At 60.8% G+C, this 19,962-nt stretch carries 15 protein-coding genes and 1 riboswitch; of the genes, 8 read left to right on the top strand and 7 right to left on the bottom strand.

Annotated features, from left to right (window positions below; translation table 11 throughout):
- Positions 1 to 128: 128 nt before the first annotated feature.
- The 4 genes from dxs to QO002_RS07615 all read left to right on the top strand — a co-directional run bounded on the left by dxs (position 129) and on the right by QO002_RS07615 (position 4,836).
- Positions 129 to 2,066 (top strand): 1-deoxy-D-xylulose-5-phosphate synthase, encoded by a 1,938-nt coding sequence (gene dxs, locus QO002_RS07630; protein WP_307228285.1) that lies wholly within the window; start codon positions 129 to 131, stop codon positions 2,064 to 2,066.
- 155 nt (positions 2,067 to 2,221) lie between these two features.
- A complete protein-coding gene (locus QO002_RS07625) occupies positions 2,222 to 3,016 on the top strand; it encodes a TlyA family RNA methyltransferase (protein ID WP_307228283.1) in 795 nt (264 codons plus the stop codon).
- Positions 3,013 to 4,263, top strand: a complete 1,251-nt coding sequence (locus tag QO002_RS07620) for a class I SAM-dependent RNA methyltransferase (RefSeq protein ID WP_307228282.1) — start codon at positions 3,013 to 3,015, stop codon at positions 4,261 to 4,263. The genes QO002_RS07625 and QO002_RS07620 overlap by 4 nt, the downstream gene beginning before the upstream one ends.
- Positions 4,264 to 4,326: 63 nt before the next feature.
- A complete protein-coding gene (locus QO002_RS07615; protein ID WP_307228280.1) occupies positions 4,327 to 4,836 on the top strand; it encodes a GrpB family protein in 510 nt (169 codons plus the stop codon).
- 50 nt (positions 4,837 to 4,886) lie between these two features.
- Here the strand turns inward: QO002_RS07615 and mcpU are convergent, their stop codons facing one another.
- The 4 genes from mcpU to QO002_RS07595 form a co-directional block, all read right to left on the bottom strand.
- Complete coding sequence (mcpU, locus tag QO002_RS07610) at positions 4,887 to 6,980, bottom strand: methyl-accepting chemotaxis protein McpU (protein ID WP_442417762.1); 2,094 nt, start codon at positions 6,978 to 6,980, stop codon at positions 4,887 to 4,889.
- 240 nt (positions 6,981 to 7,220) lie between these two features.
- A complete protein-coding gene (locus QO002_RS07605; protein ID WP_307228278.1) occupies positions 7,221 to 8,309 on the bottom strand; it encodes an extracellular catalytic domain type 1 short-chain-length polyhydroxyalkanoate depolymerase in 1,089 nt (362 codons plus the stop codon).
- A gap of 122 nt (positions 8,310 to 8,431) precedes the next feature.
- A complete protein-coding gene (locus QO002_RS07600) occupies positions 8,432 to 9,187 on the bottom strand; it encodes a crotonase/enoyl-CoA hydratase family protein (RefSeq protein ID WP_307228276.1) in 756 nt (251 codons plus the stop codon).
- A gap of 9 nt (positions 9,188 to 9,196) precedes the next feature.
- Entirely contained in the window at positions 9,197 to 10,978 is a 1,782-nt protein-coding gene (locus tag QO002_RS07595; protein ID WP_307228273.1) for an acyl-CoA dehydrogenase, read from the bottom strand.
- Positions 10,979 to 11,294: 316 nt separating this feature from the next.
- Between QO002_RS07595 and QO002_RS07590 the strand changes: the two genes are divergently transcribed.
- Positions 11,295 to 12,290, top strand: a complete 996-nt coding sequence (locus QO002_RS07590) for a transporter (RefSeq protein ID WP_307228271.1) — start codon at positions 11,295 to 11,297, stop codon at positions 12,288 to 12,290.
- A 55-nt stretch (positions 12,291 to 12,345) separates the two neighbouring features.
- Here the strand turns inward: QO002_RS07590 and QO002_RS07585 are convergent, their stop codons facing one another.
- Complete coding sequence (locus QO002_RS07585) at positions 12,346 to 12,798, bottom strand: BA14K family protein (RefSeq protein ID WP_307228269.1); 453 nt, start codon at positions 12,796 to 12,798, stop codon at positions 12,346 to 12,348.
- 249 nt (positions 12,799 to 13,047) lie between these two features.
- Here QO002_RS07585 and QO002_RS07580 point away from each other — a divergent pair, with 249 nt between their 5' ends.
- Together QO002_RS07580 and QO002_RS07575 are read left to right on the top strand one after the other, a co-directional pair.
- Positions 13,048 to 13,959 (top strand): glycoside hydrolase family 25 protein, encoded by a 912-nt coding sequence (locus QO002_RS07580; RefSeq protein ID WP_307233223.1) that lies wholly within the window; start codon positions 13,048 to 13,050, stop codon positions 13,957 to 13,959.
- A 210-nt stretch (positions 13,960 to 14,169) separates the two neighbouring features.
- Positions 14,170 to 15,846: a hypothetical protein gene (locus tag QO002_RS07575; protein WP_307228266.1), complete on the top strand. Its 1,677-nt coding sequence runs from the start codon at positions 14,170 to 14,172 to the stop codon at positions 15,844 to 15,846.
- Between the two features lie 447 nt (positions 15,847 to 16,293).
- Here QO002_RS07575 and QO002_RS07570 read toward each other — a convergent pair whose 3' ends face one another.
- Together QO002_RS07570 and QO002_RS07565 are read right to left on the bottom strand one after the other, a co-directional pair.
- The gene (locus tag QO002_RS07570; RefSeq protein WP_307228264.1) at positions 16,294 to 17,391 is read right to left on the bottom strand and encodes an FAD-binding oxidoreductase; all 1,098 of its coding nucleotides are present in this window, start codon (positions 17,389 to 17,391) and stop codon (positions 16,294 to 16,296) included.
- Between the two features lies 1 nt (position 17,392).
- Positions 17,393 to 18,637, bottom strand: coding sequence for an aromatic ring-hydroxylating oxygenase subunit alpha (locus QO002_RS07565; protein ID WP_307228262.1), 1,245 nt, complete (start codon positions 18,635 to 18,637; stop codon positions 17,393 to 17,395).
- Positions 18,638 to 18,759: 122 nt separating this feature from the next.
- Positions 18,760 to 18,959: riboswitch (cobalamin riboswitch) on the bottom strand.
- Between the two features lie 341 nt (positions 18,960 to 19,300).
- On the opposite strand from QO002_RS07565, the gene QO002_RS07560 reads away from it, so the two are divergent.
- Positions 19,301 to 19,906 carry a DUF6656 family protein gene (locus tag QO002_RS07560; protein ID WP_307228260.1) on the top strand — a complete coding sequence of 202 codons (606 nt, stop codon included), beginning with the start codon at positions 19,301 to 19,303 and terminating at the stop codon, positions 19,904 to 19,906.
- The last annotated feature ends 56 nt before the right edge of the window (positions 19,907 to 19,962 follow it).

Genomic DNA, 19,962 nt, shown 5'->3' with positions numbered 1-19,962 from the left:
TCCGTTCGTGTCGCAGAAAAACCTGCTTTTGCAATCCTTGTGGTTTCTGTTTAAAGACCCACATTTGCGGACACCCACTCTTCCAGAATCGCGGCGCATCGGCGCGGCGCGAGAACGAGGCATTCAGCGTGACACAATTGCCAGCCCAGCCCACGCCGGCGACTCCCCTTCTCGACCAGGTGACTTACCCTGACGACCTGAAGAAGATCGACGACAGGGATCTGCCCCAGCTGGCGACCGAACTGCGCGCGGAAATGATCGATGCCGTGTCGCGCACCGGCGGACATCTTGGTGCCGGTCTCGGTGTCGTCGAGCTGACGATTGCCATCCACAAGGTGTTCAACACGCCCCATGACCGACTGATCTTCGACGTTGGCCACCAGTGCTATCCGCACAAGATCCTGACCGGCCGGCGCGACCGCATTCGCACACTGCGCCAGGAAAACGGCCTTTCCGGCTTCACCCGCCGGGCCGAGAGCAAATACGACCCGTTTGGGGCCGCGCACTCCTCAACCTCGATTTCCGCCGGCCTCGGCATGGCCGTTGCCTCGCAGCTTTCAGGCGAACCGCGCAACGTCATTGCCGTGATCGGCGATGGCGCGCTGTCGGCTGGCATGGCCTATGAGGCGCTGAACAATGCCGGCGCGCTCGATGCGCGCCTGATCGTCATCCTCAACGACAACGATATGTCGATTGCTCCGCCGACCGGCGCGATGAGCGCCTATCTGGCGCGCCTTGCCTCGGGGCGCACCTATATGGGCTTCCGCGATCTCGGCAAGAAGCTGACCGCCTATCTCGGCAAGAAAGTCGATCGCGCTATCACCCGCGCCGTCGAGCATGCCCGCGGTTACGTCACCGGCGGCACGCTGTTCGAGGAGATGGGTTTCTATCACATCGGGCCGATCGACGGTCACTCCTTCGATCACCTGCTGCCGGTCCTTCGCAATGTCCGCGACAATTCCAAGGGTCCGGTGCTGATCCATGTCGTAACCCAGAAGGGCAAGGGTTATCCGCCGGCGGAGGCCGCCGCCGACAAGTATCACGGCGTCAACACCTTCGATATCATCACCGGCGCGCAGGCCAAGGCCAAGCCGAATGCGCCTGCCTATACCTCCGTCTTTGCCGAGGCGCTGACGCAGGAAGCGGATTTCGACGATAAGATCGTCGCCATCACCGCTGCCATGCCGTCGGGCACCGGCCTCGACAAGTTTTCATTGGCGCATCCGAGCCGCACCTTCGATGTCGGCATCGCGGAGCAGCATGCCGTCACCTTTGCCGCCGGCCTCGCGTCCGAAGGCTACAAGCCGTTCGCGGCGCTCTACTCGACCTTCCTGCAACGAGGCTACGACCAGGTCGTCCATGACGTGGCGATCCAGGGCTTGCCCGTGCGCTTCCCGATCGATCGCGCAGGTCTCGTCGGGGCGGACGGGCCGACCCATGCAGGCTCGTTCGATACCACCTATCTCGCCGCCCTTCCCGGCTTCGTCGTCATGGCGGCGGCCGACGAAGCGGAACTGAAGCATATGGTGCGCACGGCCGCAGCCTATGACGAAGGTCCGATTTCATTCCGTTACCCACGCGGCGAAGGCGTCGGCGTGGAGATGCCGGAGCGTGGCCAGATTCTCGAAATCGGCAAGGGCCGGGTGATGAAACAGGGCACGAAGGTGGCTCTGCTTTCCTTCGGCACGCGCCTTGCTGAATGTCTTGCAGCTGCCGAAGATCTCGATGCTGCTGGCCTTTCGACCACGGTTGCCGATGCGCGCTTCGCCAAGCCGCTCGATCATGACCTGATCCGTCAGCTTGCACGTCACCACGAAGTGCTGATCACCATCGAGGAAGGCTCGGTTGGCGGGTTCGGTAGCCATGTGCTGCAGTTCCTTGCCCATGAAGGCCTGCTGGACAGTGGCCTGAAGGTGCGCCCGATGGTGCTGCCTGATATCTGGATGGAACAGGCCAAGCCCGAGGTCATGTATGCCAAGGCAGGTCTCGACCGCGCCGGCATCGTTTCGACAGTCTTTAAAACGCTGGGCCAGAAGCAGACGATCAGTTCAGGCGTTGCTGGCTGAGGACGACAGCCTGCGTGATAAAGTCCCGACTATTCGGGGGCTTTTCGGACGTTCGCTATAAACCAATCGGCAGACTGAAGTGTTAGAAGGTCCAATTTTTTGCCGGAAATCGGCAAAACCCTTGCCATCCCGGGGCTGACAGGTCATGAGGAGCGATGTCCTACACCCTGAAAAACCCCATTCGTCTCGATCAGCTGCTGCTCAATCGCGGCCTCGTCGCCAGCCGTTCGCGCGCCCGCGACGCCATCCAGCGCGGCACCGTCACGGTCGATGGCAAGGTCGTCACCAAGGCGAGCGCCAATGTCTCCGAAGATTCCGTGATCGCGATTGATGATCCGGTGCAGGCCTATGTCTCGCGCGCTGCCCTGAAGCTGAAGGCCGGTCTCGAACATTTCGGCCTTTCGCCTGAGGGATGCGAGTGCCTCGATATCGGAGCCTCCACCGGCGGCTTTACCGAAATCCTGCTGCACAATGATGCAGCCCATGTGATCGCCATCGATGTCGGCCACGGCCAGTTCCATCCGCGCCTGGAGGCCGACGAGCGCGTTACCAATATCGAGGGTTTGAATGCCCGCGTGCTCGACGAAGACACTCTCGAGGGCCGCGAAATCACCTTCGTCGTCTCGGATGTTTCCTTCATCTCGCTGAAGCTGGCGCTGCCGCCGGCACTCGATCTGGCGCAGCCCGGCGCGCATTGCGTGCTGCTGGTCAAACCGCAATTCGAAGCCGGACGCGAGGCGATCAGCAAGGCCGGGCTTCTGAAGGACCCGACGACGGCGCCTGCCGTTGCAGCCGAGCTTGAGCGCTGGCTCGTCGAGGACATGGGCTGGGAAAGCCTCGGTCTCATCCCCTCGCCGATTGCCGGCGGTGACGGCAACGAGGAATATCTGCTGGCCGGCCACAAGCCGCTGGAAGATGACCTTGAGGATGACGGGGACAACGAGGAATGAGCTCGGAAACCCTGACCATCGAAAAGCTCGGCCTTTCCGGCGACGGGATTGCCCGCGGGCCTTTTGGCCCCGTTTACGTGCCCTTCACGCTGCCCGGTGAAACGGCAGCGCTCGCCGTGAACAAGAACAACGGCACGGTCATGTCGATGAGCGAGATTTCGCCCGAGCGGGTCGAGCCGAAGTGCCGGCATTTTGGTCCGGAAGGCGAGAACGGCACCTGTGGTGGTTGTTCGCTGCAGCATGCCAGTGATACGCTCTATCACGATTTCAAGCGCCAGATCGTCATTGATGCGCTGAAGTCCAAGGCACTTTCAGTCGAGGTTGCACCGCTCGTCATCGCCCGGCCGGGCGAGCGTCGTCGCGTCGTGTTCACGGCCCGGCGCACGGAGAAGGAATTGCTTCTCGGCTTCAACACGCCGGAAAGCCATCACATCGTTTCCATATCGGAATGTCCCATCGCAAGCCCCGGCATCGTGTCGCAGCTTGCAACCATCCGGACGGTGGCAGAAGCGCTGGCCGCCAATGCCGAGCCTTTCCGCCTCACTGTGCTGGAAACGCTGACCGGCCTCGATCTGGCCGCAGACGGCATCAAGAAACTGGACGACAAGCAGCGGCGCAAGACGGTCGAGACCGTGCTTTCGGTGCGCGGCGTGGCGCGGGTTTCCGTCAATGGCGAAATCCTTGTCGAGCCGATCAAGCCGCTGATCGATTTCGGCGGCGTGCAGGTCTCGCCTCCTCCGGGCGGTTTCACCCAGGCGACCAAAACCGCTGAGGACGTGATGGCGGATCTTGTCGTCCGCCATGTCGGCAAGGCGAAACGGATTGTAGACCTGTTTTCCGGCTCAGGCACATTTTCGATGAGGCTTGCCCGGATCGGCCGTGTCCACGCTGTCGAAGGCGACGATAAGGCACTGAAGGCCCTCGACAACGCCGCCCGCAACACGCAGGGGCTGAAGCCGGTCACGATCGAGAAACGCGACCTCTTCCGCCGCCCGCTGATGACCTCGGAACTCAAGGTCTATGACGCCATCGTCTTCGATCCGCCGCGCGCCGGTGCGGAAGTGCAGGTCAAGGAAATCGCCCGCTCCGGCGTCAAGAAGATCGTCGCGGTCTCGTGCAATCCGCAGACGCTGGTGCGCGACCTGCGCATTCTGGTCGATGCCGGCTACCGGCTCACGTCCGTTACGCCGATCGATCAGTTTTTGTGGTCGAGCCATGTGGAAGTGGTGGCGACGCTGGAGAAGTGATTGGCCGTTCCGCTTTTCGTGCGAATCGAGCAGTCTGCACCCGGACGGCATCGGAGCCGTTGGATGAGCGTGAGAAAGGTTGTCGATTACGACCCGGAATGGCCGCTTCTGTTCGAACGGGAGCGTCAACGCCTCAACGGGCTGATCGGCCATCTCGTCGACGATATTCACCATATCGGCAGCACATCGATCCCCGGTCTCTGCGCCAAGCCCAAGATCGATATTGATGCCGTTGTCCGACACGACGCCGTTCTAGGAGAGGCCGTCGAGCGCGTGAAGACGTTCGGCGAATTCACCTTCCATGGCGACCCATATGATCAGGGCAAGTGGACCTTCACCGCGGGGCGCGGGTCCTATGGGATACGGCTTTATCTCTGCGGGCCGGACAATGTCGCCCATATCAATCGCATTCTGTTTCGGGATTGGCTGCGCGGTCATCCCGATGACGCAGCAGAATATGCGGCGTTGAAGCGGCGACTGTCAGCAGACGCGGGTGGCGACTGGAATTTCTACACTGGCGGGAAGAGCGATTTTGTCGCGAGGATTTTGCGAAAGGCAACAACCGCTGCATAGAAAAAGGCCCGACGAGCGGGCCTTTCTCATTTCCTGAGCGACTGGTTTTATCAAGCAGCGCGGCGAGTATACCCCTGCTGGCGTGGCTGACCGCTGTCAGCCAGCTTGAACTGGGCGAGCAGCGCGTTGAGGGCTGCGGCTTCCTGGGCCAGACCGTGGCTGGCGGCTGTCTGTTCCTCGACCATGGCGGCGTTCTGCTGGGTGCCCTGGTCCATGGTGTTGACGGCCGTGTTGATCTCCTGCAGGCCCGTCGATTGCTCGCGGGTGGCGGTGACGATCGCGCTGATGTGGGTGTTGATTTCCTGCACCTCGGCGACGATGGCCTCCAGCGACTTGCCGGTTTCGCCGACGAGCGTGACACCGGCGCGGACCTGTTCGCCGGACGTATTGATCAAGGTCTTGATCTCCTTGGCTGCATTGGCCGAGCGCTGGGCCAGTTCGCGAACTTCCTGGGCGACAACGGCAAAGCCCTTGCCGGCATCACCTGCGCGCGCTGCCTCGACGCCGGCATTCAGCGCCAAGAGGTTGGTCTGGAAGGCGATGTCGTCGATGACGCCGATGATGTTGGAGATTTCACCGGACGACTTCTCGATGCCGTGCATCGCGTTGACGGCATCGCGGACAACCGTGCCGGACTTCTCGGCGCCGGCGCGGGTGCGAGCGACCAGCGCGCCAACTTCTTCGGCGCGGTGTGCCGAGTCCTTGACGGTCGTAGTGATCTCTTCAAGCGCTGCGGCAGTCTCCTCAACGGAGGCAGCCTGCTGTTCTGTGCGACGGGCGAGATCGTCTGCCGCGTGGCGGATTTCATGGGCGCCGGCGTCGATGGCGCGGGCATTCTCGCCCACCGTTGCCATGGCATTGTGCAGCTTGGCGACGGAGTTGTTGAAGTCGGCACGCAGACGGTCGAGGTGAGCAACGAACGGAGCGTCGATGCGGTAGCCGAGGTCACCGTCAGACAGACGGCCGAGACCGGTCGCCAGGGCATCGACGGCATGCTGGATATCGGCGGTTTCGCGCGCCTTCTGGGCTTCGCGTTCGCGACGCTCCTTTTCAGACAGCGAGCGGCCGGCATCGGCTTCGTTTTCGAGACGCAGACGTTCGATGGCGTTATCACGGAACACGGCGACCGCTGCAGCCATGGATCCGATCTGGTCGCGGCGCGCCTGGCCGGGAATTTCGGCCGCGAGATCACCGGCCGCCAGCTTCTGCATGGCGCCGGTCATGTCGGTGACCGGACGGATGACGAGGCGGCTGAGCAACGAGGCGAGGAAGGCGATCATCACGCCGACCGAAAGAATGGTGGCGATGGTTGCGGCAATACGGAACTGGTTGATCGCGGCATAGGCGACATCGGCATCGACGGCGAAACCGACATACCACTCGACCGTGGGCAGGCCTGCGACCGGAACGAAGCTGACGAGCATCGGCTTGCCGTCAAGCTCGGTTTCCATGATCGAGGAGCCGATCGATGGGGTATTGACCGGGAAGGCATCGGCAAGGGTCTTGGTGACCAGCTTGGCATCCGGATGAACGAGGATCTGGCCGGACTTGTTGGCGAGGAAGGCAAAGCCCTCGCCACCGACGTCGACACCCTTGATCATGTCGACGAGCGTCTTCAGCGAGAAGTCGCTGCCGGCAACGCCAGTCAACTTGCCGTCATGTTTGACCGGCGAAGCCGCGCTGATGATCAGGTCGTTGGTGGAGGCGTCGATATAGGGCTCGGTCAGCACGCTGGCGTTCGCCTTGACGGCATCCTGATACCAGGGGCGCTGGCGCGGATCGTAGCCTTCCGGCATCGGCGAATCCGGCCACATGGTGAAGGTTCCGGTCTCTTCGCCGACATAGGTGGTCATGAATTCCTTGACGAGAACGTCATTTTTCAGGGCGCCCAGAAGCCCATCATGATCTGCCGCATTGCCGGCAGCGTTGGCTGCCATTTCGGTCAGCGTGACACGGCCGTTCAGCCAGTTGGCGACGCTTTGGGCAGCCTGCTTGCCGGAGGAGGAGATGTTTTCCTCGACGGCGCGTGTCGTGGCGGCCCGCTGCAAGCTATCGATATACATGGAAAAGCCGGCAAGAGCGGCGACGACGACGAAGGACGCTGCGAGCAGAATGCGCGTCATGAGATTGGAGGTGCGGAGCAAGGCGGGCCTTCCTTATACGTTACGGCGAGCGGGCTCGGAGCCTGAAGCGCGCAAATGCGCGTGCCGCGGGGCTGAGCGACATGCGAATGATCTCAAGGGAACATGCCCGAAGGGCGGAAACGCCAGCATCATGCGGACGGCAGCATCACTATGCTTGATGGGCCGCAGAATAGGATGACGTACTTAAGAGCCCGTTAAATTTAATGTCCCTGATTCGTCGGTAACACCGCGCCCGGGCCTTTATCGCGCAAGCAGGGTCTGCTTTTTCAGTCCCCAGCTATCGGCCAGGCGCGTGGTGGAGGAAATTCCGGCATCCAGCATGAAGGGACCGGGCGTATCGGCCCGGCTGCGGGAGGCCGCGCGCGGCTTGAGCGGGGTACCGTGGCCCATGCCTTCGATCAGATGAAACTCCACCGCAACACGCCCGGAGGCATCCTTCCAGCTCCGCTTCGTATGGCCTTCCACCTGACCTTCGATGAAACGGGCGGGATCAAGTCCATGCAGGTCGAGCCATTGCTGAAGCAGCGCTTCGGCGTTGGAGAGCGCTACTGTATGATCTCGGGTACCGTGCCAGACGGAGACGGATGGCAGGGACATTTTTCCACCCGCGAAGGCGTGGGGTGATGCCGTGCGGACGAGATCTCCCCATTCCCGAGCAGAGCGATCCGGCGCCTTCTTCATCGCGGCAAGTGCACGGTGAACATCGCGCGCCGCACCGTAGGGCAGACCGGCGATGATGCCGCCGCCGGCGAAAAGTTCAGGATAGGTCGAGAGCATCGCTGCTGTCATCGCGCCGCCAGCGGAAAGGCCGGTGACGTAGATGCGTTTGCGGTCGATGCCGTGGGCCGTCACCATCCGCTCGATCATCTGGCGGATCGACATGACCTCGCCGCGGTCGCGCGTGACGTTGCTGGGGCGGAACCAGTTGAAACAGAGATTGGCGTTGTTGCCACGGGTCTGCTCCGCATAGAGCACCGCAAAGCCGCGTTCGCGCGCCAGTGTGGACCAGCCGCTGCCGTGATCGTAATCGCGCGCATTCTGCTGGCATCCGTGCAGGACCACGACCAGCGGGGCCTTGCGCGGAAGCTGCGGCGGGACATAGCGCAGCATATGCAGGCGGGCCGGATTGCTGCCGAAGCCTGTTACCTCCTCGAGCTTGCCGGATGTTTTCTTCGCGGGTCTTACCGACGGTTTTACGGGAGCCGGGGTGGAAAACGGGGAGAGCGCAATGGCCTTTCGGGATGCCTTGACCGCTTTCAGAACGGTCTTTTCGAGGCGGCGCTGCTGGCGCAGCATCGATGAGAAGGAAAACTTGAAGGGGGATCGCAAGGCATGTCCTTCCTGGCAGGCTTGCCCTCCAGCAAGGCCGGTATGCTCCACCCGAAAAGGAATATGGCGCGCGCCGCACCCCGCGGCAAGGCGCGGCGATCAAGATGGTCGCCGAAACTGTCTCAGCGGCGCGTCATGAAGGCCTCGAAGGCCGCACGTGCCTCGACGCTTTTCAACTGAGCCGCGAAGTGGATGGCCTCCTCATCGATGCGGGCGAGCACATCCGCACGGTCGCCGCGCAACAGCCGACGGGCGATGGCGAGTGCTGCCGGTGGCTTGGCGGCCAGCTTTGTCGCGAGCGCCAAGGTCTCTGTCTCAACGGCTTCGGGTTCAACGATCTTCCGGATGAGACCGGCAGAAAGCGCCTCCTCTGCAGAGAAGGCATCGCCCTTTGCCAGGAGCGCAAAGGCTCGCTGATGCCCCATGACGCGCGGGGCAAGCAGACTGGATGCGGCCTCCGGCACCAGCGCCAGATCGACGAACGGCGTGCGAAACATAGAACGCGCAGACGCGACTGTCAGATCGCAATGCATGTGGATCGTCGTGCCGACACCGATCGCCAGACCGTCCACGCCGGAAACGACGGGCTTGTCGATGCTGGCGAGCGCGCGCAGGAAGTCGATGACGTCACGCCCCATGGCGCCGCCCATGGCAACCGAAATGAAATCTGCCATGTCGTTGCCGGCGGAGAAACAGCCTTCCGTGCCGAGAAAGGCGACGACCCGCAACGCCGGATCGCGGGAAGCCGCCACGAGGGCGTCCGCCATCTTGCGATACATGGCGCTGGTGATGGCATTCTTCTTGGCCGGGCGATTGAAGCGGATGACTTCGACACCCGGATAAGCCTCGGGGCGTTCGATGAGCACGTCGTCGGTCATGGTGTTTCCTCAGGCAAGCGCGATGCGGGCGGCGGCGAGGCTGTCGGCGCCGTAGACGATGCTGTGTTTCAGGGCGGCGGTCTCGCCGATCAGGTTTTCGGCCGCGAAACGGCAGAGCGCGATGCGGGCCGGCTGTTGATCATCGCCGGCATCGGCAAGCGCACCCTTGGCGAGATAGATGCCGGTGAGCGTCAGACCGAACAGGCGCTGATAGGCGGTGGCACCAGCAAGGGCAGCGGCCATTTCACCGGCAGCGAGGCGTTCGAGAAGCCAGACAGTTGCGGTTTCGAGATCGCGCAACGAGGCGTTCAGGCGATCCTTTGTATTGCCGAAGCCATCAAGATTGGAGGCGGCGACGACGCCAGCGATCTTGGCCAGCTCGACGATGAAGCCGCGAACGTGGTCGCCATTGCCGATCGGCAGCTTGCGGGTCACCAGATCGACGGCCTGAATGCCGTTGGTGCCTTCGTAGATCGGGGCAATGCGGGCGTCGCGCAGCAGGCGGGCGGCACCCGTCTCCTCGATGAAGCCCATGCCACCATGAACCTGTACGCCCATGGAGGCGACATCAACGCCGGCATCGGTGCCGAAGGACTTTGCGATGGGGGTGAGCAGGCTGGAGCGATCCGCCCAGAAACGCACTTCGTCACCCTCCAGATGGCGCGCCTTATCGACCGCATAGGCGCAGATGTAGGCGATGGCCCTCGCCCCTTGGGTCAGCGCCTTCATGGTCAGCAGCGTGCGGGCGATATCGGGATGCTCGATGATCGGGCTCATGCCCTTACCCTCCCAGCCCGGCGCCTTGCCTTGGGTGCGCTCGCGGGCAAAGGCGATCGCCTTCTGGGTCGCAGCATCGGCCATGGCGACGCCCTGGACGCCGACCGCGAGACGGGCATTGTTCATCATCGTGAACATGCAGTTGAGGCCACGGTTTTCCTCGCCGATCAGGTAACCGATCGCTCCCTTTTCCGCGCCGAAGTGGCCATCGCCGTAGATCATCGTGCAGGTCGGGGAAGCGTGGATCCCGAGCTTGTGCTCAAGCGCGTGGCAGAAGAGGTCATTGCGCGCACCGAGCGAACCATCGGCATTGACGAGGAATTTCGGCACGAGGAACAGCGATATCCCACGCGTGCCTTCCGGCGCATCGCTCAGACGGGCGAGAACCAGATGCACGATGTTGTCGGTGAAATCGTGCTCGCCCCAGGTGATGAAGATCTTCTGGCCGAAGATGCGGTAGCTGCCGTCGTCGCGGCGCTCGGCACGGCTCTTCAAGACGCCGAGATCGGAGCCGGCATGGGGCTCCGTCAAGTTCATGGTGCCGGTCCATTCGCCGGAGATCATCTTTTGGAGATAAATCGCCTTGAGGTCGTCCGAGCCGTGCTTTTCCAGTGCATCGACGGCGCCCATGGTCAGCATCGGGCCGAGCGCAAAGGCCATGGCGCCGGCATTCCACATTTCCATGGCGGCGATGTGCAGCATATGCGGCAACCCCTGCCCGCCGAATTCTTCGGCCGCCGTGAGGCTGTTCCAGCCGCCGGCCGCCCAGTTGCGGTAGAGATCACGCCAGCCGTCCGGCGTCTTCACGGCACCATCCACCAGCTTGGCGCCCTGGATGTCGCCGATGGCAGCAAGCGGCGCGATCTCGTCGCTGGCGAAACGGCCCGCCTCGATCATCACGGCATCGACGATATCTTCGCCAAGATCGCCAAATGCGCCATCGGCAAGCGCGGCATCGAGCCCTGCGACGTGCTTCAGCGTGAAAAGAATATCTTCGACGGGTGCCTTGTACATGATCGTCTCCTCCTGCCTTCCCATGATAACCTTGCCCGGCGTCGCAGGGCGAGATTTTCCTGACGGGATTTTCTTGGGGCCGAAATTATTGATTTTTACGTAAACGTCAATATCGACCGGAATGCCGATCGGGCCTTTGGCGCGGAACGTTCTGTAACAAGAATGTCATAAAAGGCGCATAAGCGTCTTCTGCTTTCCTCTAGAGGAGGTAGGGTTCAGATTGAACGAGACCTCCTCTGATTTCTTTTGTTTTCGTGTGTCTTTTCGGGAAACCCGTTCCCACTTTTCCCTGACAAACTCCAGGATATCCAGCCACATGAACCTGCTATCACGCGAAATTCCGGGACTGGTCTGGGCCTATCGCTTCGTTCCCGGAGAGACGCGCTGTAACCGGATCGCCATCGATTCTTCCGTGGAAAATCTCAGGCAGACGGCCGCGGGTTGGGTCTGGGTGCATCTGGCGCTGAGCGATGCCCGCACACCAGCGCTGATCGAAAACATTTTCGACCTGCCGGCTGACGTCAGCTCGACACTCACCAGCCACGATACCCAGGCAGCCATCGCCGTCACCGACGACATCGTGCATGGAACATTGGTGGATTTTGAGCGAACTTTCGATGCCGAAACCAAGACCATCGGCTGGCTGCATTTCGCCGTCAGCGATCGCTTCATCATCACCACGCGGCTGCATCCGCTGCGCAGCATCGACCGGGTGAAAGCGACGGTAGAGAAGAACGCGCGCTGCACGAGGCCGATCGATCTTTTCGAGATGATGGTTGTCGAGTTCCAGCGCACCCTGATCAGCCTCGTTCTGGAGCTGACCGAAGAGCTCAATATCATCGAGGACGATGTCTACGGAGAAGCGGGTCACAACAGCCAGCCGCGGCTTGCGCCGCTGCGCCGGACGGCCGTGAGGCTGCACCGGCACCTGCGCACGCTGCTTGCCCTGCTAAGGCGCGTCGGCACATCGGAGGAAGACGAGGTGCCGCCGGGCTTCCTGGATGCGGCGGAGCGGCTATCGGATAGGCTCGAAACCGTCGATCGTGACGTCTTCGCGCTGCAGGAACGCGCCCGTCTGCTGCATGAGGAAATCGACAGCAAGCTCTCCTCCGAGACCAACCGCCACCTCTACATTCTGTCGCTGATGACGGCCTTCCTGCTGCCGCCGACACTGGTCACCGGCTTTTTCGGCATGAACACCGGCGGTCTTCCCTTCGAGCAAGGGCTTCACGGCACGCTGGTCGCGGGCACGTTCATCCTGATGTCGATGGGCCTTGCCTGGATGATCCTGAAGCGGATCGGCATTCTGTAGCCATAAAAAATGGGCCGGAAAAGTTCCGGCCCAGTTCGTGCTGAGATTGCTGTTATCAGTAGGGCGAAGCGCAACGACGGCGCGGGCCAGAGTTCGGCTGATACGTGTCGTCATAGGCGCGGTAGGACCGGTACCGGTTCTGGCACCATTGGACATGACTACCACCATAAGCCGGCACGGCCTGCGGCTGGGCAATGGCGCCGCCGATGATGGCGCCGGTGGCAAAGGCAGCCAGCGGGAACCAGTAGCCGTTATATTCGCGGTAGCCCGGACGGTAGTAATTGTAACCGCGATGGCCGTTGTAATAGTAGCGACCACTGTTCTTGTAGTATCCGCGACGATAGTCACGATCGCGATCATAGCGATACTGAACGTCCAAGACATGGGAAACACGTTCCGCCTTGGTCGGTATCGGAATATTGGTAAGAGCCTGCGACGGCGCGACCGAGGCGATCAGAAATACTGCCGACAAGGCCGCAGGCACGATTCTTGTTTTAAATATACCCATCTGGGCTTCCTCCGTAAGGTCCATTGATCGTTATGGACTTGAAACGGGCAACCCGGCCGGTTTGTTCCGCTCGTGACCAGAGCCAACCGCCCTAGCCAGAAATCGCGATATTCTAATTTATGCTTTGTTAACCAACATCCCGGCACGCTGTCTCCCATGACAAAGCGCCGGAAAACACTGGGTTCAGGGCTTTTGAGCCTCACTCTTGCAGCGATCTTGCTGGCGACGCCTCTCAACGCGCGCGATGTCATGCCCTGGAAGAAACCTTCAAACGCGATCGTGATCGATGCCTACGAGATGAACATCATCGACTGGGATGCCATGCTGACGGACAAGCGCATCGCCGGCTTCATCTCGAAGGCATCCGACGGCCTGCCGGAAAGTTTTACCTGCACCGGCGACCATGCTGGCGACACCGTCAACCACTGCAAGACCATGTGGCGCAAATACGCGGTCAGCCGCGAGCTTTACCAGACACGACGGATGCTCGCCCGCGCCAACGGCCTGCTCTGGGGGGCCTATCACCTCGCACGCCCTGGCAACCCGATCGATCAGGCCAATCATTTCCTGGACTACGCGTCTCCGCGCGATGATGAACTGATGGTTCTCGACTTGGAAGGGATCGACGCGGAAAAGTTCATGTCGCTTGAAGACGCCAGCATCTTTGCCGGCCATATCAAGACCCGCACCGGGCGATATCCGACGCTCTATACCAACCATACGACGGCCACATATATTGCCCAACACCGGAGCCTCTATCCGATCCTCTCGCGCCTGCCGCTCTGGTATGCGCGCTACAAGCCGGGCATCCGCAATGTTTTCCCGATGGGCAACTGGGACAGCTATGCGCTCTGGCAATTCTCGGCTGCCGCCAATTGCGGCAAGCGGCGTTGTCCCTACCGGGTCACCGGCACGCTCGACGATATCGACGTCAATGTCGCGGCGATGAGTGCCGCTGAACTGAAGAAGGTCTGGGCCAAGGGGGAACTGGTTCCGGCAAAACCGCCGGTTCTTCTGGTTTCCGCGACGGCAATATCCTCGTCGGGGGGCGGCATCGGCATAGACCTGATGATGACAGCCTCGATCACACCCACCGGAAAGGTTAACCCCTACAGCGCGTACAGCCCGCGCCGGAAGACATTTTTCGAGCTTCTCAATTGATGCCACACTGAACGGCAGGCTGCCCTGAAACCCAACCTCCCCAGATCTGGGGAGGCTCCCATGCTCAGGACGCACTTGTCTTTCTCGCCCGCCGCAAGCATATGTTTACCATGGCCGGTGAATGACGCGGCCGGCCGGGCAGGTTTTGTCCCCTTCCGTCGCAGAATGGTCTAGGGACTTTCCCATAAGACCACTGCACATGATGAGCAGATGAAGACTAATATCTTAATCAAAAGCGACCGCACGACGCCCGTGTCGGTGCTCAAGACCAACAGCGAGTTGGTCGTAAATCAGAACATCAGCGTTTCCACGTCCGGCACCGCTGTTATCGCGACCGGCACGGCGACTGATCGCGATTTCTATATCAATGGCAATCTCATCTCCGCGTCCGACTATGCCGTGAAGTTCGGGGCGAGCGGCGTCGCCGACAGTGACAGCATTTTTGTTGTCGCAAAGACCGGCAAGGTTTCCAGCACATCGGGCGGCGGCATGCAGATCATGAGCGGTGGGCTGGAACTCGCCAATCATGGCACGATCGAAGCCAAGCTGACGACGCTTCTCGTCACCGGCGCGTCGACCCAGATCGTCAACAACGGCCTCACCACATCTTCAGCCGGCACCGCCATCAAGGCTAGCGGCAAGATGGAAGTGGTAATCAATAATGGCACGATCAAAGCTGCAGGCGATACCGTTGTCCTTTCCGGCGCCTCGGCCAATTTCACCAACAACGGCGAAACCAGTTCCAGCAAGGCGGGGGCACTCGTCTCTTCAGGCAGTTCTGCGACCCTCACCAATCACGGCACGTTGAAATCCACCGCCAATACGGTTGTATCTTCCGGAACCGAGGCGAAGATTACCAATGATGGATTGATATCCTCGACCAAGGGCTCGGCAATTCTTGCCAAGGGCACGTTGGCAATCGTCACCAACAATAAGGGCACGATCACGGCGTTGAAGGATGCTGTCGTGCTGACCGGCGACGCCGGCACGGTGACCAACAACGGTTCGATCACATCCTCGGCCTATGGCATCTCCGTCGATGCCGACAAGGCGATCGTTACCAACAACAACACGATCCAGGCAGCCGGCGGCGTGACTGCCGACGGGACGGATGTCTCGGTGAACAATACCGGCACGATCACTGCGACGAAGGCGGGGATTGCTGCAATCGACTTTACCGGAACGGCAACGTCCACCTTTGAAAACTCCGGCTTGGTCGAAAGTACCGGCAGAGCCTTTCTAGGCGGCAATGGGGTTCAGAAGGTCATCAATACCGGCACGATCAAAGGCTCGGTCTGTCTCGGCGGCGGCGACGACTTTTTCAACGGCTCCATCGGCAAGGTCACCGGCAGCGTCCATGGCGGCAAGGGCAACGACACCTACGTCATCAGCAGCTCGTCCACCAAGCTCGTCGAAAAAGCCGGCGAAGGCACCGATCTGGTAAAGTCCAGCGCCAGCTACACGCTGAGGGACAATTTTGAAAACCTGGCGCTGACCGCCTCCGGTAACAGCAGCGCCACCGGCAATGCCCTTGCCAACCAGATCCATGGTAACGGCGGCAAAAACGCCATCGACGGCGGCGCCGGCAACGATACGATCTGGGGGCATGGCGGCGCCGATAGCCTGACCGGTGGCTCAGGTTCCGACACGTTCGTCTTCGCCAAGGGTGACGGCAAGGACACGATCACCGACTTCGCCGCGACTGGATCGAGCCACGACATTCTCGACCTGACCGGTCTTTCGAGCATCACCGATTTCAAGGATCTGGTAAAGAACCACATGACGCAGCAGGACGGCTACGTCTACATTGACGGCCTGAACGGCGACAGCATCACGCTGAAGAACGTCAAGCTTGCGCATCTGCACGCCGATGATTTCCTGTTCTGAAGACGTAGTCTGCAGCAACCCCTCTTCCGTCGCCGCGAATCAAGAGCCGCCACCCGCTTTCGTGGATGACGGCCTAAAGGATTAGGTCATTGCAAATACCATCATTGCAGATGGCATGGAGTGAACGGTCGTTTCGCCCGGCAAGTTTCAGCCATCGACCTATCCGTTTGGCGTAGAGAACGATACCTCAAAAGGCGTATCAATACGTCTTTTGAGGTGCATGTCTGTACCCTCGTGATGATCGTACTAGCCCGCCGTTAGATCGGATGGGTGATGGGGCAGCATTTTCGCCTGTGCTATGATTCTTATGTTGATGCGGCTACCTGACCCGCCCCGTATCTGTTGGACTTGCGGGGCGGAGGGTCTTTCAAAACGCAGGCTGCCGAAACCGGCATGCAGTACCGAGCGACCGCATCAAGCTCAATCACCACAGATGCAAACGCTGGCTCACGCCTCGATCTGTACGTCTCCGATCGGCCGCGAACAGCAGGCGAGGATATAGCCTTCCTCGATCTCGTCGTCGAGGATGCCGCCATTGTGGTTCATCTCGACCTCACCCGAAATCTTCATGACCCGGCAGGTGCCGCAGATGCCGCCCTCGCAAGCGGCACCAATGCGCACGCCGTTGGCACGCGCGGTCTGCAGGATGGTCTTGCCCGGCTGACACTTGGCTTCCTTGCCGGCCATGGTGAAGGTGATGGTGGAGACCGCGTTGGCATCCGCCTCGCCCGCCCCTGCTCGGATGGCAAGCTCTTCCTCGGCCGGCGCATTAGACGGCTGGAAGCTTTCCTCATGGTAGCGTGCCATGTCGAAACCGACGCTTTCCAGCATGGTTTTGACACCGCGCATGAACGGTTCCGGCCCGCAACAGAAGACGGTGCGATCGCGGAAATCGGGTGCCAGCAGCGCAAGCTTGGAGGTCTCGATGCGGCCGCGCAGGCCGTGCCAGCCATGGCGCGGGGCATGGGTTTCTACGATGAAGCCGAGATTGAGGTTCGGCATGTTGCGCGAGATGTTTTCCAGCTCCTCGCGAAACAGGAGATCGTCCGGCTGGCGGGCGCAGGAGAGGAACGTCACGTTCGTCTGCGGCGCGCAATCGGCCATCCAGCGGGTCATCGACATCATCGGCGTGATGCCGGAACCGGCGGAGATGAACAGGTATTTTTCGCCGGGATGACGCACGAAGGAGAAATCGCCGAGCGGGCCGAAAGCCTTCAGCTTCATGCCCGGCTTCAGGTTTTCGAACATCCAGCGGGTGCCGATGCTGTTTGCCTGCGCCTTGACCGTGACCGCCGCGGAGAAGGGCCGCGACGGGGTAGACGAGAGCGTATAGGTCCGCATGACAGGATCTTCCGGCGTGACCGGAAGCTCCAGCGTCAGGAACTGGCCCGGAAGATACCGGAACCAGCCATCCTTGTCGGACTTGAAGGTGAAGGTCATGACATCGGCCGCCTCGACAGTCGCGGCGATGCATTCGAGCAGCTGCTGGCGGTCGTTGAACGGCTGCAGCTCGTCGAAATGGCGGAAGGAAGAGGCGATTGTCATCTCAGGCGACCTTGAACAGAGGTGCGGTTGCGCCCTTCAGGCGGTCCTGCATGAAATTCACGTACCACTCGACGAACTGCATGACGCCGCCTTCGTGTTCCGGCGAGTAAGGGCCGGGCTGGTAGGCGGGTGAGCGGATGCCGAAGGCATTTTCCTCGACGATCTGGCGATCCTGATCGTTGGTTTCTGTCCAGACATGGGTGAGTTCGTCGAGATTGTAATCGACGCCTTCGACCGCATCCTTGTGGACGAGCCACTTGGTCGTGACCTGCGTCAGTTCTGGCCCGAGCGGCAGCACGCGGAAGGTGATGGCGTGATCGGCCAGCACATGGTTCCAGGTGCTCGGATAATGGAACATGAGCAGCGTGCCGATATGGCTCTGGCTGACATCATCCGACAGCTGGCGCTTGACGGCGCGCGCACCGGACATCGTGTAGCTTTCGGCCCCTTCGATCAGCGGCATGCGGGCAATGCGGAACTGGCCGGTATGGTCGATCTTGAACTCGCTCGGCAGGCCGGTGGCTTCGCAGCGCGCCCAGTGCTCGGCAATGACAGGATCATCCTTGGCGCCCTGCACCCCGGTCGCAGTCGGCGCTTCCGGATAGGTGCGGCAGAGTTCCGGATGGTTAGCGGCGCAGTGGTAGCACTCGCGGTTGTTTTCCCAGACGAGCTTCCAGTTGCCCTTCTCGATGATGGTGCTCTCGAAGGCGACCTTGGTGTCCTTCAGGTTATGCGGCTGAAGGTAACGGGTCACCATATCGCGCATCGGCGCGAAATCGATCGGCTCGTCGGCGAGGCAGATGAAGATGTAGCCGCCGACGGTTTCGCAGGCGATCGGCTTCAGGCTGTGCACCGCCTTGTCGAAATCCTCGCCCATCTGGCGGGCAAAGAGCAGCGAACCGTCAAGCTCATAGGTCCACTGGTGATAGGGACAGACGAGCTTGGCGGACGACCCTTTCTGGCCGGCGCAGACGCGCGAGCCACGATGGCGGCAGGAATTGTGCAGGGCGCGGACCGTGCCCTGACGGTCGCGGGTGACGACGACAGGGTAGTCGCCGACCTGAATGGTAAAGTAATTGCCGGCCTTCGGCACTTCGCAGTCATGGCCGATGAAAAGCCAGTCCCTGTACCAGATCTGCTCCAGATCGAGCTTGTAGAGATCGGGATCGGTGTAGAAGGCCTGCTCCAGGCTATGGCCGTCGCGCCGGGTCTTGAGCTTGCGGAGGACTTCGCTGCGAAGATCCATGGTTCTTTCCTTGTGTTCGCCACATCGTTTGGGTTTTTGGCGAGCAGGAAAGGAACCGCCGCCGTGCCGGGAGCGCACGCGGTCTATTGGTTCTCCTTCCGGCTGCCCGCCGCAACCAAGACATCAATTTCATCCCAAAGGCTGGTTTCCGGGCTCTGGAGCTGTCCTTGGCAGGACTATTTCGGCGCCTTCCCGGATTTCTCCAGTGGCCTTTTGCCGAGGTTTCGCTCCACCACCGTTGCGGGGGCAGCGCCGGATTTTGACCGGCTTCCCAATTCTCCGCCCTCCCTATAAAGGCGGCACCGTTGAGTGTTTTCATTTAAGCTGAGAGTTTGATGTCGCAAGTGTCAATTAGCGACAGCGGATTCAAGAAAGACGACACCGCACAGATTGTGACGCGTCAAAATTTATCTATTAGAAACAAAGCGCTGACGATTTTTTCGGCAGATGGCGCTTTTTCACGCTGCCGGTTGCCAATCGTTCCGGCTGATGTCTCATTGCGACATCGCTTCTCCCCGCCCAACGCGCGATCACACAAGCCTCGCATCATCGTGGGGGGCTAGAAGGAAGACGGCGTTAACTGCGTCATAGTAGCATTTCCTGAAGGAAGACCGGGCAACCTCTATCGCCAGCGTCTTCGTCTGAAGCAAACGGGTATGAACCATGCCAAATCTGCGTTACTTCGATTCGTCGAGCGAAAAGGCCGAAGCGCCGAGCTCCAAGACGGCAGTGCACACGGAGTTCCTGCGCACAGGCCGTATCGCGCGCCGAGGCAACGACTGGCACCCCGCAGAAAAGCGCTATCTGACCCATCAGGAAGTTGCTCAAAGGACCGGCCGCAAGTTGGAAGTTGCGGGCACCCAGGCGCATGAAAAGATCAACAGTTTCCACGCCTCGATTCGCTTTCCGAAGCTCGTCTTTCACAAGACGCTCGCCGGACGTCCGCATCTCGGCTACTGTCATGTCACCTCGGCAAAGACAAAGCTTGCCCAATTCGACGATGTGCGCTGGTCGTTCTACATCGCCAATTTCTTTGCCGATGTCAGCGACAAGGATCAGTTCTTCAAGAACATCAGCCTTGGCTATTCGCGCATGTACTTCGCCGTTGCCATGGAAAAGGACACGGACGAAGGAAGGCTGATCGTCGACCGGAAGATTCGCGACGACGGGCTGCTGTTTCGTACCCGCGACCCGAAAGCGGCCCTGAAGAACGTGCTGATGCTCGGCGCCTGCAACGACGCCCTGCGCAAAATCATCCGCAGCCTCTGAAACCCGACGCCGCTCCCGACTTTTCGTTCTTTGCTGATCCCCGCGCATGCTCTAAG

Source organism: Pararhizobium capsulatum DSM 1112 (assembly GCF_030814475.1).
In the GTDB taxonomy this organism is placed as follows: domain Bacteria; phylum Pseudomonadota; class Alphaproteobacteria; order Rhizobiales; family Rhizobiaceae; genus Pararhizobium; species Pararhizobium capsulatum.
The sequence above is the reverse complement of the archived record's forward strand: the minus strand, read 5'-3'. Positions and strand labels throughout refer to the sequence as shown.